Consider the following 14,847-nt stretch of genomic DNA (forward strand, 5'->3'; position numbering starts at 1 on the left):
AATTGCAGAACAGAAGGACATAAAGCGATGAAATCCACACGCGAAACTGTGCGACGTGAATTGGTCGGGCTCTTCGCCGCGACGGCACTCGGCGCGGCGGCCGTCGTGACCGTGACCGTGCCGAGCGCGGCGGCACAGCCTGCGTCGTGCACCGCTGCGGGGTTGGCTCACACCATCAGCGGCGTGACTGCGCAAGCCGGCCAATATCTCGACGCCCATCCCGACGCCAACGACGCGATCACCGGCGCGGGCTCGGAGACACCTGAGCAGGCACAGTCCAATCTCCGGGCATACTTCGCGTCCCACCCGCAGCAGTACAACGACCTGCGGGCCATCGCTCAGCCGTTGACCGATCTTCGGTTGTCGTGCAACCAGAATGTGTCAGGTGCACAAATCGCAGCCCTCCTGCAGGCCTTCGCCAACCCGTCATAGTTCTGCGACCAGTGCCGCCTCGCTGTGGACGAAACGTGAGTTGGGGATAACTCGGGCCGGTCTCTGAGCTTTCCGCGCGCTCCGCCACTTCTTGTCAGAGCCTTGTCAGAGGCCCACCCGAAGCTGGGTGCATGACAACGTTGACCCGCGCAGAACTCGGCGCACTCGGCGAGCAATTGGCCGTCGACCATCTACAGCGCCTCGGGCTTGTTGTGCTGGACCGCAACTGGCGTTGCCGGTACGGCGAGCTCGACGTGATAGCCGCCGATCTCGCTTCTCGCACTGTGGTTTTCGTCGAGGTGAAGACCCGCACCTCCGATCAGTTCGGCGGCTTGGCGCAGGCCGTCACCCCCACCAAGGTGCGGCGTCTGCGCCGGCTGGCCGCGTTGTGGCTGGCTCAACAAGACGCCCGCTGGGCGGCGGTGCGCATCGACGTGATCGGCGTGCGGATCGGCCGTCGGCGCACTCCCGAGCTCAGCCACTTAGAAGGTGTCGGCTGATGGCACTGGGCCGGGCGTTCTCCGTCGCGGTGCGCGGCGTGGCAGGAGAAATCGTCGAGATCGAGGCAGACATCACGTCGGGTCTGCCGGGCGTGCACCTGGTGGGATTGCCTGACGCGGCGCTGTCGGAGTCCCGGGATCGGGTGCGCGCCGCAATCATCAACTGCGGCAACAGCTGGCCGATGTCGCGGCTCACACTGGCGTTGTCGCCGGCGACGTTGCCGAAAGTGGGCTCGGTGTACGACGTGGCGCTCGCCGCCGCGGTGTTGTCGGCCGACCGCAGGGTGGCCAACGCGCGGTTGGAGAAGACAGTGCTGCTCGGGGAGCTCGCTCTCGACGGCCGGGTCCGGCCGGTCCGCGGAGTGCTGCCTGCGGTGATCGCCGCCAAACGCGACGGCTGGCCGGCCGTGGTGGTTCCGGTCGAGAATCTCGCGGAAGCGGCTTTGGTCGACGGTATCGAGGTGCACGGCGCGCGCACGCTGGGGCAGGTCCGGTCCTGGCTCAACGGCGCAGATGCTCTCGAGCGCGCCCGGAAAAGCCCAGCCGCCGAACCCGACGACGGTCCCGACCTCGCCGACGTCGTCGGCCAGCCGCAAGCCCGCTATGCAGTCGAGGTGGCCGCCGCGGGCGCTCACCACCTCATGCTGGTGGGCCCCCCAGGCATCGGCAAAACGATGCTGGCACAACGGCTCCCGGGGCTGTTGCCCCCGCTGACGGAGGAGGAGTCGCTGGAGGTCACGGCCATCCACTCCGTCGCCGGTCTGCTGTCGCCTACCACGCCGCTGATATCGCGGCCGCCGCTCGTCGCGCCGCATCCCACCTCCAGCGTCGCGGCACTGATCGGCGGTGGCAGCGGCATGGCGCGGCCGGGCGCGGTCAGCCGGGCTCACCGCGGCGTCCTGTTCCTGGACGAATGCGCAGAAATCGCGACACACGCACTCGAGGCGCTGCGGACTCCGCTGGAGGAAGGCGAAGTTCGGCTGGCCCGCCGGGACGGGGTGGCTGTGTACCCGGCCCGTTTCCAGCTGGTGCTGGCCGCCAACCCGTGTCCGTGCGCTCCGGCGGATCCGCGAGATTGCATCTGCGCGGCGGCGGTCAAGCGGCGCTATCTGGGCCGGCTTTCCGGTCCGTTGCTCGACCGCGTCGATCTGCGCATCACCATGCACCGGGCCCGCACCGGTGTGCTCAGTGCCGACGTGGGTGAGCCCACCAGTGTGGTGCGGGAGCGGGTGGCGCAGGCGCGCGCGGCCGCCGAGCAGCGGTGGCGGCCATACGGCGTGCGGACCAACGCCGAAGTACCGGGTCCGCTTCTGCGGCAACGCTTTCGGCTGAACCCCAGCACCATGGAGCCGCTGCGCAAGGCCCTCGACAAAGGCCTGATGAGCGTACGGGGAGTGGACCGGACCATGCGGGTCGCGTGGACGCTTGCCGATCTCGGCGGCCGTGAGCGACCCAGTCTCGAGGACGTATCCGTCGCGATGGGATTCCGTCAGATCGGCGTGGACCGATGACCAAAGAACAGCGGGCCTGGGCGTACCTGTCGCGGGTGGTCGAGCCGCCGTGCGCGGAGCTTTCCGCGCTCACGGCTGAGGTCGGTGCAGTAGAGGCAGCCGAGCGGGTGCGGCGTGGGGCGGTTTCCGAGCGACTCGCTCGAAACACCGAAGCGCGCCGCGAATTCGATTGCGCCGCTGATGATCTGGACCGCGTGGCCCGCTTGGGCGGGCGGCTGATCACGCCTGACGACGACGAGTGGCCGGTGCTGGCGTTCACGTCGTTCAACGGTGTGGACCGGCGTCGGCATCCCGACGGCATCGCGCCGTTGGCGCTGTGGGCGCTCGGGTGTGCGGCGGTCGACGAGGTGGCGATGCGTGCGGCGGCGATTGTCGGCACGCGCGCGGCCACGGTGTACGGCGAGCACGTCGCGAGTGATCTGGCGGCCGGGCTCTGCGAACGCGGTGTCGCGGTGGTGTCCGGCGGGGCGTTCGGAATCGACGGCGCCGCCCATCGGTCGGTGCTGTCGGAAGACGGGTGCACTGTCGCGGTGCTCGCAGGCGGGGTGGACGTGCCGTATCCCGCTGGCCATTCGGCGCTTTTGCATCGGATCCAACGCACGGGATTGTTGATCAGTGAATATCCGCCCGGCGTGCGGCCGGCCCGATACCGCTTCCTGGTCCGCAACCGCCTGGTGGCCGCGCTGTCAGGCGCCACCGTGGTCGTAGAGGCAGGTCTGCGCAGTGGAGCGGCCAACACCGCGGCGTGGGCGCGGGCGCTGGGCCGGGTGGTGTGCGCGGTGCCGGGCCCCGTGACGTCCGCGGCGTCGGCCGGGTGCCATGTGCTGATCCGCGGCGGTGCGGAGTTGGTGACCCGCGCCGACGAGATCGTCGAACTCATCGGCCGCGTAGGCGAGTTCGCCGAAGAGCCGGACCGCCCGTCGTCGCCGTTGGACGATCTCAGCGAGATCGGAAAGCGCGTGTACGAAGCGCTGCCCGCCCGCGGCGTCCGCTCGGCCGACGAGTTGTCGATCGAGTCGGGCCTTCCGATCGCCCAGCTGCAGGGACAACTCGCGCTACTGGAACTGGCCGGGCTGGCGGTTCAAGACCAGGGCCGCTGGCGATTGCCCAGATCCAGGACTTAGTTCTGCGCGCAGTGGGTATGGAAGTCCCATGGCGATTGTGGCGGTGGTGCTCGCGATTGTGGGCGCGCTCGTGTTCGTGGCGGGAGTTGTGCTGTTCGCCAACGGTGTCGGCGTCGACGCCGAGGGGCGCACGGAAAGCGAGCGGGTGCGCCAAGGCTTCGCCCGAGTGCCCTACCGGGAGATGTTCGGACTGATGCCGCGCTCGGTCAGAGTTGTCACCGACGCCGACGCCGGCCGCCGCGACAGGCTGAGGGCCGCCGGTGCTTTCGTCGCGCTCGTCGGCATCGTCGTGCTGTGCCTCGCGATCGTCTCCGCGATCACCGCGTTGCTGTAGCCGCTGGCTGTGTCGGTATGGTCGAGACGAGCCGATAACCAGCGGGGAGGCGATGTGGCAGGACGGCCGGTGCACAGCTTCGAGGTCGTGCGGACCGAGCAGCTGTCGCCGCACATGGTGCGAGTTGTCCTGGGCGGCAAGGGCTTTGACACCTTCACCCCCAACGAGTTCACGGACGCCTACTGCAAGCTGCTGTTCGTTCGCGAGGACGTCGACGTCGCCGCGCTGCCCGCGCCGCTCACGCTCGACAGCTTCCAGGTCTTGCCGCAAGACCGCCGTCCGGTCGTCCGCACGCTCACCGTGCGGTGGGCCGATCCCGAGAAGCGCGAAATCGCCATTGATTTCGTGGTCCATGGCGAGCATGGGGTCGCCGGACCCTGGGCACTGGCGGCGCAGCCCGGGCAGCCGGCGTATCTGATGGGTCCCGGCGGGGCGTATGCACCCGATCCGAGCGCCGACTGGCACCTGCTGGCCGGTGACGAATCGGCGCTGCCCGCGATCGCCGCCTCACTCGAAGCGCTTCCCGCCGACGCCGTCGCACGGGTGTTCATCGAGGTAGCCGGCCCCGACGACGAGATCGAACTGCGTTCGGGCGCCGACATCCAGACATACTGGATCTACCGCGGCGGTCGCGCCGACCTGGTGCCCGAAGACCGGGCAGGCGACAATGCGCCGTTGATCTCCGCCGTGAAGGAGGCCCGTTGGCTGCCGGGCCAGGTCCAGGTGTTCATCCATGGCGAAGCGCAGGCCGTGATGCACAATCTGCGGCCCTACATCCGCAAGGAACGGGGCGTCGAGGCCAAATGGGCATCGATCTCGGGCTATTGGCGTCGCGGCCGCACCGAGGAGACGTTCCGGCAGTGGAAAAAGGAGCTGGCCGCCGCCGAAGCGGGGGAGAGCTAGACACGCGGCGCGGTTGACGGATTCCACGGCCGGCATCTGCGACCGTGGTCTTCGTGTCCCGACCGGCCGCCTTCGCCGCAATTCTCGACGACTTCGCCGAGTTCCTGACGCTGGAGCGGGGACGCTCCGAGCACACGCGCCGCGCCTATCTCGGCGACGTCGGCTCGTTGCTGGACTTCGTCGCCGCGCGTCGTAGCGAGCCTGCGCTCAGCGATCTCACGCTGCCGCTGTTGCGGGCCTGGCTGGCCGCTCAAGCCTCGGGCGGTGCCGCCCGCACGACGCTCGCCCGCCGCACCTCCGCGGCGAAGACCTTTACTGCGTGGGCGGTGCGGCGTGGCTTGCTGGACACCGATCCGGCGGCGCGGCTGCAGGTGCCCAAGGCGCGCCGCACGCTGCCGGCGGTATTGCGTCAGGACCAGGCGCTGGAGGCGATTACGGCTGCGAAAACCGGTGCGGCCGAAGGACACCCGATGGCGTTGCGCGACCTGCTCATCGTCGAGCTGCTGTACGCGACCGGGATCCGCGTCAGCGAGCTGTGCGGGCTGGACATCGATGACGTCGACACCGACCGCCGGCTGCTGCGCGTCCTGGGCAAGGGCGACAAGCAGCGCACCGTGCCGTTCGGCGCACCGGCACATGCCGCGCTGACCCGATGGCTGGCCGAGGGCCGGCCTGCGCTGGCCACTGCCGCGTCGGGTCGTGCCCTACTGCTGGGGGCACGCGGCCGACGTCTGGATCCCCGCCAGGCCCGCACCGTCGTCCACCAGACCGTCGGCACCGTCGCCGATGCCCCCGACATGGGTCCGCACGGCTTACGCCACAGCGCTGCGACGCATTTGCTGGAAGGCGGGGCCGACCTGCGGGTCGTCCAGGAACTGCTGGGCCATTCGACGCTGGCCACGACGCAGTTGTACACCCATGTCTCGGTCGCGCGGCTGCGAGCCGTGCACGACCAGGCGCACCCCCGCGCCTAGCCGTGCGATTCCGGCGTGCAAAACGGCGCAAAGCTTCGGAAAGCGCGCCGGCATCACCCGGCGGCGACGGGCTTGAGCCGGATCGGGGTCGCCGCCAGCAGGCCCAGCGGGTCGACGTAGTCGGCCGCGGACGCCGGACCCCACATCGCGCCCCAATGCAGGCAGGCCGCTGCCGCGCAGTCGGGATGCCCGGCTAGTAGCTCACCGATCACCGTGCCCGTCGCGACCTGCTGCCCGGGACGCACCGACGGCTGCACCGGTTCGTAGGACGTCCGCAAACCGCTGGGATGGGCGATCGACACCACCGGCCGGCCCGCGAGCTGGCCGGCGAACACCACCGTGCCAGCGCCGGCGGCGAACACAGGTTGGCCGGCAGTGCCGGCCAGATCGACGCCGCGATGACCGCGGTTCCAGTTCGGCGTCGGCGCGTCGAACGTGCGCACCACGGCCGGTTGTGGGCGCAGCGGCCAGTCGAACCGGTAGCCGTCAGCGGATGCGGGCGCTGCGACGACGAGTGCGGCCACCAGCACCGCGAACCGCTTCATCAGTTCAGTGCAGCCCAGCCGCTGCGCCCGCGCCAGCGCCGGCCCGGCTCGGCTGTGGACAAACCGCCTGCTGGCGGCGTGTAAACTCCTACCCGCAGCCTGTGCAAGCGGGCTGACTTCGCGCGTCTGCAGCCAACCGAATGCCGTGCGGTCCCGTCCCCGGACGGGTGCGGCATCCCGCAGACGCCAGGGCCCGTCGTCACCCGGCGCCGGGCGACAACCGACACATGTGAGGCATGAGCATGGCCGTAGTGACCATGAAGCAGCTGCTCGACAGCGGCACCCACTTCGGGCACCAGACCCGTCGCTGGAATCCCAAGATGAAGCGGTTCATCTTCACCGACCGCAACGGCATCTACATCATCGACCTGCAGCAGACGCTGACCTACATCGACAAGGCGTACGAATTCGTCAAGGAGACGGTCGCGCACGGCGGCACGATCCTGTTCGTCGGCACCAAGAAGCAGGCGCAGGAATCGATCGCGGCCGAGGCCACGCGCGTCGGCATGCCCTACGTGAACCAGCGCTGGCTGGGCGGCATGCTCACCAACTTCTCGACCGTGCACAAGCGGCTGCAGCGGCTCAAGGAGCTCGAGGCGATGGAGCAGACGGGCGGCTTCGAGGGTCGCACCAAAAAGGAAATCCTGATGCTGACCCGCGAGAAGAACAAGCTCGAGCGCAGCCTCGGCGGTATCCGCGACATGAACAAGGTGCCGTCGGCGATCTGGGTCGTCGACACCAACAAGGAGCACATCGCCGTCGGCGAGGCCCGGAAGCTGGGCATCCCGGTGATCGCGATCCTGGACACGAACTGCGATCCGGACCTCGTGGACTACCCGATCCCGGGCAACGACGATGCGATCCGCTCTGCGGCGCTGCTGACCAAGGTGATCGCCGCGGCGGTCGCCGAGGGCTTGCAGGCACGCGCCGGCTTGGGTAACGGCGACAAGGCGGAGGTCCAAGCTGAGCCCCTGGCCGAATGGGAGCAGGAACTGCTTGCCAGCGCCACTGCCGCCGCGGCCGAAAACGCACCGCAAGACGCTCCGACCAATCCGGGGCCGACTGCCACCGAAACCAAGACTGAAACCTCCTAGGGAAGGCTCACATGGCGAACTTCTCCGCTGCCGACGTCAAGCGACTGCGGGAGCTGACCGGCGCCGGCATGCTTGCGTGCAAGAACGCGCTGACCGAAAGCGACGGCGATTTCGACAAGGCCGTGGAACTGCTGCGCATCAAGGGCGCCAAGGACGTCGGTAAGCGTGCCGAGCGGTCCACTGCCGAAGGGCTCGTCGCCGCCAAAGAAGGCGCGATGATCGAACTCAACTGCGAGACCGACTTCGTCGCCAAGAATGACGAGTTTCAGAAGCTGGCGAACGACATCGTCTCTGCGGCGGTGTCTTCCGGTGCTGCCGACGTTGACGCATTGAAGGCCGCGTCGGTGGGCGACAAGACCGTCGAGCAGGCGATCGCGGACCTGTCGGCGAAGATCGGCGAGAAGCTCGAATTGCGCCGGGTCGCTGCGTTCGACGGCAAGGTCGAGACCTACCTGCACCGGCGGTCGGCGGACCTGCCACCGGCTGTGGGCGTGCTCGTCGAATACGAGGGCAGCGATTCGAACGCAGCGCATGCGGTGGCGCTGCAGATCGCCGCTCTGAAGGCCAAGTACCTGACGCGTGACGACGTGCCCGAGGACGTGGTAGCCGACGAGCGCCGGATCGCCGAGGAGACCGCCCGCAACGAGGGCAAGCCGGAGCAGGCGCTGCCGAAGATCGTCGAGGGCCGACTCAACGGGTTCTTCAAAGACGTTGTGCTGCTTGACCAACCGTCGGTGTCCGACAACAAGAAGACGGTCAAGGCACTGCTCGACGAGGCCGGCATCACCGTGACGCGATTCGCCCGATTCGAGGTGGGACAGGCTTAGGCGGGTGCGTGTCCATGCCTTCCGCGACGACGCGTTAGGCGACGACGACGCCCTCGGGCTCGTCTCCCGGCTGCGGGCCGGTGACGTGTCCGCGGTGGAGTTGGTGGACGCGGCCATCGCCCGCGCCGAGGCCGTCAATCCGGCGCTCAACGGCCTTGCGCACGAAGCGTTTTCGCAAGCACGCCGGCAGGCGGCGGCTGCGTCGCTGTCGGGCTTTTTCGCGGGCGTCCCCACGTTCGTGAAGGACAACGTCGACGTTGCCGGATGGCCGACCATGCAGGGCACGGATGCATGGGAACCCACGCCCGCACCATCGCACGGCGATTTCGCGCGGATGTTCTTGGCGACGGGTCTGATCCCGCTGGGCAAGACACAGCTCTCGGAGTTCGGATTCAGCGCCGCCGCAGAGCATCCGCGGATCGGGCCGGTCCGCAACCCGTGGAACACCGAGCACACCGCGGGTGCGTCGTCCTCAGGGTCGGGTGCGTTCGTCGCCGCGGGTGTGGTGCCTATCGCCCACGCCAACGATGGCGGCGGCTCGATCCGAATTCCAGCCTCGTGCAACGGTTTGGTGGGTCTCAAGCCCACTCGTGGACGGCTACCGCTGGACAGGCACACCCGCCAGATGCCGCTGCGCGTGGTGCACAACGGGGTGCTGACCCGCTCGGTGCGCGACACCGCGGCGTTCTACCGTGAAGCAGAACGGATCTGGCGTAACCGGAGGCTGCCGCCGGTAGGCGACGTGACGCGATCCGGCGACGAGCGGCTGACCATTGCGGTGGTCACGCGCTCGCTGTTCCGGGAGTCCTCGCCGGAGGTGCGGGAGCTGACGTTGAAGACCGCAAATCTGCTGGAGGAGTTGGGGCATCGCATCCATCACCTCGAAAGTCCGCCGGTGCCACCGTTTTTCGCTGACGATTTCCTCCTGTACTACGGCTTTTTGAGTTTCGCACTGGTGCGCAACGGGCGTCGGATGTTCGGGTCGAGCTTCGATCGCACCAAGCTGGACAACCTGACGCTGGGTTTCGAGCGCCACGCCGCTCGAAACCTGCACAAACTGCCGCTGGCCATTGCCCGGTTGTCGGCGATGCGACGACGAACCGCCAGGCTGTTTCGCACCTTCGATGCGGTGCTGACGCCCACTGTCGCCGATCCACCGCCACCCGTCGGGCATTTCGACCCCCGCGCCGACTACGAGCAGATCATCACCCGGCTGGTCGACTGGGTTGCGTTCACCCCGCTGCAGAATGCCACCGGCGACCCAGCGATCTCACTGCCGCTCGCGGAATCCTCCGGCGGGCTCCCCGTCGGGATGATGTTCAGCGCGGCTCGCGGTCGCGAACGCCGGCTGCTGGAGTTGGCTTACGAGCTCGAAGAGGCGCGGCCGTGGCGGCGCATACAGGATTGCTCGCCCACCTGATGCGTCTACCGCGTCGCTGAACGAGACGACCCTGCCTGAGCGTCGGAGTCGTGGCCTTCGGACTCGTCGTGCCCGGCGTCAGAATCCGAATCTGAGCTGCCTAGCCCGGTGTACTGGCGGATCGTCTCAGCGATCGCTTCCTGGTAGCCGTGAATAGTGTCGCCCGGCAAGTTGGCGTAGTTGTTGAGCGTCTTCGGCACGAACTTCGCGTAGTTCGCGGGAGTGTCGAGCCAGAACGGGCCCTCGGTCTGGTAGCAGGGTTCGTGACCACCCTCGTCGCACGATGGGTGCGCCCCGGCCGGCGCGGCCAGAACGATACCGGCGGCCCCGAGGGCTGCCGCGACGACGAACGCACGGATCATGGCTCTCTCCTGGTCGGTGGCGTCAAGAATTGGTTTGGCTACTGGCTAGGGGATTGCTGCAGCGGCTGAGATCCCACCTTCGACGTGGGGCGGACCGTGCACGCCCCGGCGCTTCCCACGCAGGGGGTGGCGGCGTCGTTGCTCTGCTTGGACCCGGACGGTCCGCTGCTGTCGCCGCTACCTGAATCAGAACCGTGGTCGTGGCCTGGATGAGCGATCGCGGTTCCTGCTCCCGGGCCGCCCAGCAGTAAAGACCCAGCGGTCAACACGCTGCTCAGCGCGACAAGCGCCTTGGTGCGACAGTTCAGTACCTTCATGCCGGGCCTTCGACCTCCTCCACACCGATCCGACGCTCGATTCCTGAGCACCATCTGACAGCCAGCTGTGAACTACGCGCCGTAGTGGAAGTTAGCATGCCCTAATCGGGGCATCTTGAGCGGTCGTCGCCGGATCGAGAATCCGTGAGTCCGGAAGTCGGGAATCGGCGCACCCGGGCCCACCGGCCCGCGCCGATGAGGCAGGATAAGGGTGCCATCGGAACGACCCAGCCCGGCGGGAGCTTCCGGTGGCGCTCTCATGCGGGGTGCGTGAAGGAGGGGTGATGACGGAGTTCGACGGCACCTCATCCCCGCAGCGCCCGCCGTATCGCCGGGTGCTCCTCAAGCTGGGTGGCGAAATGTTCGGCGGCGGCCAGGTGGGCCTGGACCCCGACGTGGTGCACCTTGTGGCCCGCCAGATCGCCGAGGTTGTTCGCAGTGGCGTGCAGGTGGCCGTCGTGATCGGCGGCGGCAATTTCTTCCGCGGCGCCCAGCTTCAGCAACGCGGCATGGAACGCACCCGCAGCGACTATATGGGCATGCTCGGTACGGTGATGAACAGCCTTGCGCTGCAAGACTTTTTGGAGAAGGAGGGCATCGCCACGCGGGTGCAGACGGCGATCACCATGGGTCAGGTGGCCGAGCCGTACATTCCGCTGCGCGCCCGTCGTCACCTCGAGAAGGGCCGCGTCGTGATTTTCGGCGCCGGCATGGGCCTGCCGTACTTCTCCACCGACACCACCGCCGCGCAACGGGCGCTGGAGATCGGCGCGGACGTGGTGTTGATGGCCAAGGCCGTCGACGGCGTTTTCACCGACGACCCGCGCGACAATCCAGAGGCCGAATTGCTCACCACCATCACCCACCGCGAAGTCATCGACCGCGGGTTGCGCGTGGCCGACGCCACCGCGTTCAGCCTCTGTATGGACAACGGGATGCCGATCCTGGTGTTCAACCTGCTCATCGACGGAAATATCGCCCGCGCGGTCGCAGGTGAGAAGATCGGAACACTGGTCACCACGTGAGGCCGCGGACCCGAGGAGCGAGACGAAGGATGGCACCGTGATCGACGAAACCCTCTTCGATGCCGAAGAGAAGATGGAGAAGGCCGTCGCCGTGGCGCGCGACGACTTGGCGTCGATTCGCACCGGCCGCGCCAACCCCGGCATGTTCGCCCGCATCGCGATCGACTACTACGGCGCGATGACGCCGATCACCCAGCTGGCAAGCATCAACGTCCCCGAGGCGCGGCTCGTCGTCATCAAGCCCTACGAGCAGTCACAACTCGGCGCGATCGAGAAGGCGATCCGCGACTCCGACCTCGGCGTCAACCCCAGCAACGACGGCAACGTGATTCGCGTGGCGATTCCGCAACTCACCGAGGAGCGCCGCCGCGAGCTCGTCAAGCAAGCCAAGGCGAAGGGCGAGGACGCCCGGGTCTCCGTCCGCAACATCCGTCGCAAGGCGATGGAGGAACTACACCGCATCCGCAAAGACGGCGAGGCCGGTGAAGACGAGGTCAAGCACGCCGAGAAGGAACTCGAGAAGACCACCCATCAGTACGTCGCGCAGATCGATGATCTCGTGAAACACAAAGAGGGCGAGCTGCTCGAGGTCTGACCGACCAGCAGCGACCGAGATCCGTGGCAGAAACCGATCCGTCGACAGGCGCCGACGCGCAGACGAAGCAAAAGAAATCGCGCACCGGGCGCAACCTCCCGGCGGCGATCGCGGTCGGCGCCACCCTCGGCGCTCTGGCCATCGGGGTGCTGCTGTTCGCGCCGACGGGCTGGCTGGTGATGCTGGCGGTCGCGATCCCGATCGCCACGCACGAGGTGATCCGCCGGCTGCGCGAGGCCGGCTACGTCATCCCGATGGTGCCGCTGCTACTCGGCGGCCAGGCCATCCTGTGGCTCACGTGGCCCCTCGGTCCCGAGGGCCTGCTCGTCGGCTACGGCGCCACCGTGGTCGTCTGCATGGTGTGGCGGCTGGTCGGCCAGGGCCTGTCCCAGCAGCCGGTGAACTATCTGCGTGACATCTCGGCGACGGTATTGCTCGCGACATGGGTGCCGGTGTTCGCCAGCTGCAGCGCGCTGCTGATCCCGCAGGATCACGGCGGCGAACGGGTGTTCACGGTGATCGCGACCGTCGTGTTCGCCGACATCGGCGGCTACGTCGCCGGCGTCCTCTTCGGCAGGCACCTGATGGTGCCCGCGATCAGCCCGAAGAAGTCCTGGGAGGGACTCGGCGGCTCACTGCTGTTCGGTGTCACCGCCTCGGTGCTGTCGGTGACGTTCCTGCTCGACCGGCCGTGGTGGGTCGGGTTGCCGCTGGGGCTGCTGCTGGTGATCACCGGCGTGCTCGGCGACCTGGTCGAGTCCCAGGTCAAACGTGACCTCGGGATCAAGGACATGGGCGCGCTGCTACCTGGTCACGGCGGTTTGATGGACCGCATCGACGCGATGTTGCCCTCGGCCGTCGCCGGCTGGATCGTGCTGACGCTGCTGGCGTGATCCGCGGGCGTTCAGCCAGCACGCCACCGCTCCGAGCACTAAGCCGACACCCACGCCGACGTCCGGTCGCTGGCCCAGCATCAGCCACGACAGCAGGCCCGCGACGGCCGGGATCACACAGAACAGCATCGACACCGTCGCCGCACCGTAGAAAGTGATGGCGCGCACGTACATCGTCATGCACAGCGTCGCGTTGAGCAGCACCACCGCGGCCACCGCAAACGCCGCGTGCCAAAGGTCGTGGACCACCACCGGCGACACCGACGCGAGCACCAGCACCGGGCCCACGCACGCCGCGTTCTGCAGCGTCGCCGTCGCCCGGAAATCAACGCCGGCGCAGAACCGCTGCTGGTACACACCGCCGGCAGCGATGCCCACCAAGGCGGCCAGCAGCAGGCCGACCGCCGCATCCACACCGGTGGCCTCCAGCCGGCCCGCGCAAGCGGCCAGCACCGCCGCGACGCCGAGCAGCAGCGCCACCATCCGCGTCACCGTCAGCGCCTCGCCGAGAAACATCGCCGCCAGCAGCGCCGTGACAACGGGGTTCATCGACACCACGACGGCTCCCAGCACAGCGGGAGCTCCGTGCTGCAGCGCGAGGTACAGGCCGACGAACAGGACTCCTTGGCCCAGCAAGCCGCTGACCACGACGTGAACCAGCGCCACGCCCGTGGGCCATGTCACACGCGCCACCAGTGCCCACGCGCCCAGAATCGCCGCGGCCAACCCGAACCGGAACACCAACACCACCATTGGTGACACAGCGCAAACGGCAAGCGCCCCAATGGGATAGCCCAGGGCATAGACCAACGTCAGCGCGGCGGCCGAACGCAGCGGCATGGCAAGCACGTTCGCCATGCTGGCGTTGGCAACCTGGCTCGTCCACCGAATTTCGGCCATCGTGCGATGAGATACTGACAATTGTCATGCCCAAATCCTCACCACCGCGGCACTTGGCCGACCTCGACGACGCCGGCCGCGTGGAGGCTGTCACCGACCTCGGGCTGCCGGCGTTTCGCGCCAAGCAACTGGCGCGCCAGTACTACGGCCGGCTGATCGCCGACCCGCACCAGATGACCGATCTGCCCGCCGCGGTGCGCGACACAGTGGCCGATGCGATGTTCCCGCCGCTGCTCGCCGCGGTGCGCGAGGTCGAATGCGACCACGGTCAGACACGAAAGACGGTGTGGCGCACGCCGGATGGCACAACCTTCGAATCAGTGCTGATGCGCTACCCGCAGCGCAACACCGTGTGCATCTCGTCGCAGTCGGGTTGCGGCATGGCGTGCCCCTTCTGCGCCACCGGGCAGGGCGGGTTGACGCGCAACCTGTCGACCGCCGAAATCGTCGAACAAGTGCGGGCCGCCGCGGCGCACCTGCGCGAGCAGGGTGACCGGCTGTCCAACATCGTGTTCATGGGCATGGGCGAGCCGCTGGCCAACTACAACCGCGTGCTGGCCGCGGTGCGGCGCATCGTCGATCCGCCGCCGGACGGGTTCGGCATCTCGCAACGGTCGGTCACGGTGTCCACCGTCGGACTGGTGCCCGCGATCCGCAGACTTGCCGACGAACAGCTGGGCGTGACGCTCGCGCTGTCACTGCACGCACCCGACGACGAGCTGCGCGACACCCTGGTTCCGGTGAACACCCGCTGGAAGATCGACGAGGCGCTGGACGCGGCCCGGTACTACGCCGATACGACGGGCCGGCGCGTCTCGGTGGAGTATGCGCTGATCCGCGACGTCAACGACCAGCCGTGGCGCGCAGACCTGCTGGGCAAGCGGCTGCACGCGGCGCTCGGCGCGTTGGTGCATGTGAACCTGATTCCGCTGAACCCGACTCCGGGCAGCCGCTGGGACGCCAGCCCCAAGCCCGTCGAGCGGGAATTCGTCCGGCGTGTCCGCGCCCAGGGAGTGTCGTGCACCGTCAGGAACACCCGCGGCCGCGACATCGCGGCGGCGTGCGGCCAGCTGGCGGCCGAGACCTGACGC

17 protein-coding genes are annotated in these 14,847 nt (G+C 68.2%); 14 read left to right on the top strand and 3 right to left on the bottom strand.

The annotated features are described in order from the left end of the window. Positions 1–27: 27 nt before the first annotated feature. From AC5Y4C_RS05490 to AC5Y4C_RS05520, 7 genes are all read left to right on the top strand, one after another. Positions 28–432: a heme-binding protein gene (locus AC5Y4C_RS05490; RefSeq protein WP_499948301.1), complete on the top strand. Its 405-nt coding sequence runs from the start codon at positions 28–30 to the stop codon at positions 430–432. Between the two features lie 131 nt (positions 433–563). Beyond that, a complete protein-coding gene (locus AC5Y4C_RS05495; RefSeq protein WP_499914283.1) occupies positions 564–932 on the top strand; it encodes a YraN family protein in 369 nt (122 codons plus the stop codon). Then, the gene (locus AC5Y4C_RS05500; RefSeq protein ID WP_499963140.1) at positions 932–2,443 is read left to right on the top strand and encodes a YifB family Mg chelatase-like AAA ATPase; all 1,512 of its coding nucleotides are present in this window, start codon (positions 932–934) and stop codon (positions 2,441–2,443) included. Before AC5Y4C_RS05495 ends, AC5Y4C_RS05500 begins: the two co-directional genes overlap by 1 nt. After that, the gene (gene dprA / locus AC5Y4C_RS05505; RefSeq protein ID WP_499948306.1) at positions 2,440–3,567 is read left to right on the top strand and encodes a DNA-processing protein DprA; all 1,128 of its coding nucleotides are present in this window, start codon (positions 2,440–2,442) and stop codon (positions 3,565–3,567) included. The genes AC5Y4C_RS05500 and dprA overlap by 4 nt, the downstream gene beginning before the upstream one ends. Positions 3,568–3,595: 28 nt before the next feature. Then, entirely contained in the window at positions 3,596–3,901 is a 306-nt protein-coding gene (locus tag AC5Y4C_RS05510) for a hypothetical protein (protein ID WP_499910210.1), read from the top strand. 54 nt (positions 3,902–3,955) lie between these two features. Then, complete coding sequence (locus tag AC5Y4C_RS05515) at positions 3,956–4,804, top strand: siderophore-interacting protein (protein WP_499910214.1); 849 nt, start codon at positions 3,956–3,958, stop codon at positions 4,802–4,804. 53 nt (positions 4,805–4,857) lie between these two features. Further along, complete coding sequence (locus tag AC5Y4C_RS05520; RefSeq protein ID WP_499963139.1) at positions 4,858–5,778, top strand: tyrosine recombinase XerC; 921 nt, start codon at positions 4,858–4,860, stop codon at positions 5,776–5,778. A 53-nt stretch (positions 5,779–5,831) separates the two neighbouring features. Here AC5Y4C_RS05520 and AC5Y4C_RS05525 read toward each other — a convergent pair whose 3' ends face one another. After that, positions 5,832–6,323 carry a M23 family metallopeptidase gene (locus AC5Y4C_RS05525; RefSeq protein WP_499910218.1) on the bottom strand — a complete coding sequence of 164 codons (492 nt, stop codon included), beginning with the start codon at positions 6,321–6,323 and terminating at the stop codon, positions 5,832–5,834. Positions 6,324–6,565: 242 nt separating this feature from the next. Between AC5Y4C_RS05525 and rpsB the strand changes: the two genes are divergently transcribed. The 3 genes from rpsB to AC5Y4C_RS05540 are packed head-to-tail and all read left to right on the top strand — an operon-like array spanning position 6,566 to position 9,664. Then, on the top strand, positions 6,566–7,417 hold the full coding sequence (gene rpsB, locus AC5Y4C_RS05530; protein ID WP_499910618.1) for a 30S ribosomal protein S2: 852 nt from the start codon (positions 6,566–6,568) through the stop codon (positions 7,415–7,417). A gap of 11 nt (positions 7,418–7,428) precedes the next feature. Next, positions 7,429–8,244 carry a translation elongation factor Ts gene (gene tsf / locus AC5Y4C_RS05535; RefSeq protein WP_499963137.1) on the top strand — a complete coding sequence of 272 codons (816 nt, stop codon included), beginning with the start codon at positions 7,429–7,431 and terminating at the stop codon, positions 8,242–8,244. Between the two features lie 4 nt (positions 8,245–8,248). After that, positions 8,249–9,664 (top strand): amidase, encoded by a 1,416-nt coding sequence (locus tag AC5Y4C_RS05540; RefSeq protein WP_499963136.1) that lies wholly within the window; start codon positions 8,249–8,251, stop codon positions 9,662–9,664. A 5-nt stretch (positions 9,665–9,669) separates the two neighbouring features. On the opposite strand, the gene AC5Y4C_RS05545 is transcribed toward AC5Y4C_RS05540, so the two are convergent. After that, positions 9,670–10,026 (bottom strand): hypothetical protein, encoded by a 357-nt coding sequence (locus AC5Y4C_RS05545; RefSeq protein WP_499910224.1) that lies wholly within the window; start codon positions 10,024–10,026, stop codon positions 9,670–9,672. A 601-nt stretch (positions 10,027–10,627) separates the two neighbouring features. Here AC5Y4C_RS05545 and pyrH point away from each other — a divergent pair. From pyrH to AC5Y4C_RS05560, 3 genes are read left to right on the top strand one after another with little or no spacing between them, the layout of a single operon-like run. Further along, entirely contained in the window at positions 10,628–11,368 is a 741-nt protein-coding gene (gene pyrH / locus AC5Y4C_RS05550; RefSeq protein ID WP_499914273.1) for a UMP kinase, read from the top strand. A 37-nt stretch (positions 11,369–11,405) separates the two neighbouring features. Then, positions 11,406–11,963 (top strand): ribosome recycling factor, encoded by a 558-nt coding sequence (gene frr, locus AC5Y4C_RS05555; RefSeq protein ID WP_499910230.1) that lies wholly within the window; start codon positions 11,406–11,408, stop codon positions 11,961–11,963. Between the two features lie 23 nt (positions 11,964–11,986). Next, a complete protein-coding gene (locus AC5Y4C_RS05560; protein WP_499910233.1) occupies positions 11,987–12,856 on the top strand; it encodes a phosphatidate cytidylyltransferase in 870 nt (289 codons plus the stop codon). On the opposite strand, the gene AC5Y4C_RS05565 is transcribed toward AC5Y4C_RS05560, so the two are convergent. Beyond that, positions 12,767–13,696 (bottom strand): DMT family transporter, encoded by a 930-nt coding sequence (locus AC5Y4C_RS05565; RefSeq protein WP_499963134.1) that lies wholly within the window; start codon positions 13,694–13,696, stop codon positions 12,767–12,769. The genes AC5Y4C_RS05560 and AC5Y4C_RS05565 overlap by 90 nt on opposite strands. Before the next feature lie 86 nt (positions 13,697–13,782). On the opposite strand from AC5Y4C_RS05565, the gene rlmN reads away from it, so the two are divergent. Continuing rightward, a complete protein-coding gene (gene rlmN / locus AC5Y4C_RS05570) occupies positions 13,783–14,844 on the top strand; it encodes a dual-specificity RNA methyltransferase RlmN (protein WP_499963132.1) in 1,062 nt (353 codons plus the stop codon). The last annotated feature ends 3 nt before the right edge of the window (positions 14,845–14,847 follow it).

This window comes from Mycobacterium sp. NGS35 (assembly GCF_059812855.1).

What these genes read in the sequence shown, in the direction of transcription:
- AC5Y4C_RS05490 (WP_499948301.1), top strand. Translation starts at nt 28, where the DNA reads ATGAAATCCACACGCGAAACTGTGCGACGTGAATTGGTCGGGCTCTTC.
- AC5Y4C_RS05495 (WP_499914283.1), top strand. Translation starts at nt 564, where the DNA reads ATGACAACGTTGACCCGCGCAGAACTCGGCGCACTCGGCGAGCAATTG.
- AC5Y4C_RS05500 (WP_499963140.1), top strand. Translation starts at nt 932, where the DNA reads ATGGCACTGGGCCGGGCGTTCTCCGTCGCGGTGCGCGGCGTGGCAGGA.
- dprA (WP_499948306.1), top strand. Translation starts at nt 2,440, where the DNA reads ATGACCAAAGAACAGCGGGCCTGGGCGTACCTGTCGCGGGTGGTCGAG.
- AC5Y4C_RS05510 (WP_499910210.1), top strand. Translation starts at nt 3,596, where the DNA reads ATGGCGATTGTGGCGGTGGTGCTCGCGATTGTGGGCGCGCTCGTGTTC.
- AC5Y4C_RS05525 (WP_499910218.1), bottom strand. Translation starts at nt 6,323, where the DNA reads ATGAAGCGGTTCGCGGTGCTGGTGGCCGCACTCGTCGTCGCAGCGCCC.
- rpsB (WP_499910618.1), top strand. Translation starts at nt 6,566, where the DNA reads ATGGCCGTAGTGACCATGAAGCAGCTGCTCGACAGCGGCACCCACTTC.
- tsf (WP_499963137.1), top strand. Translation starts at nt 7,429, where the DNA reads ATGGCGAACTTCTCCGCTGCCGACGTCAAGCGACTGCGGGAGCTGACC.
- AC5Y4C_RS05545 (WP_499910224.1), bottom strand. Translation starts at nt 10,026, where the DNA reads ATGATCCGTGCGTTCGTCGTCGCGGCAGCCCTCGGGGCCGCCGGTATC.
- pyrH (WP_499914273.1), top strand. Translation starts at nt 10,628, where the DNA reads ATGACGGAGTTCGACGGCACCTCATCCCCGCAGCGCCCGCCGTATCGC.
- AC5Y4C_RS05565 (WP_499963134.1), bottom strand. Translation starts at nt 13,696, where the DNA reads ATGCCGCTGCGTTCGGCCGCCGCGCTGACGTTGGTCTATGCCCTGGGC.
- rlmN (WP_499963132.1), top strand. Translation starts at nt 13,783, where the DNA reads ATGCCCAAATCCTCACCACCGCGGCACTTGGCCGACCTCGACGACGCC.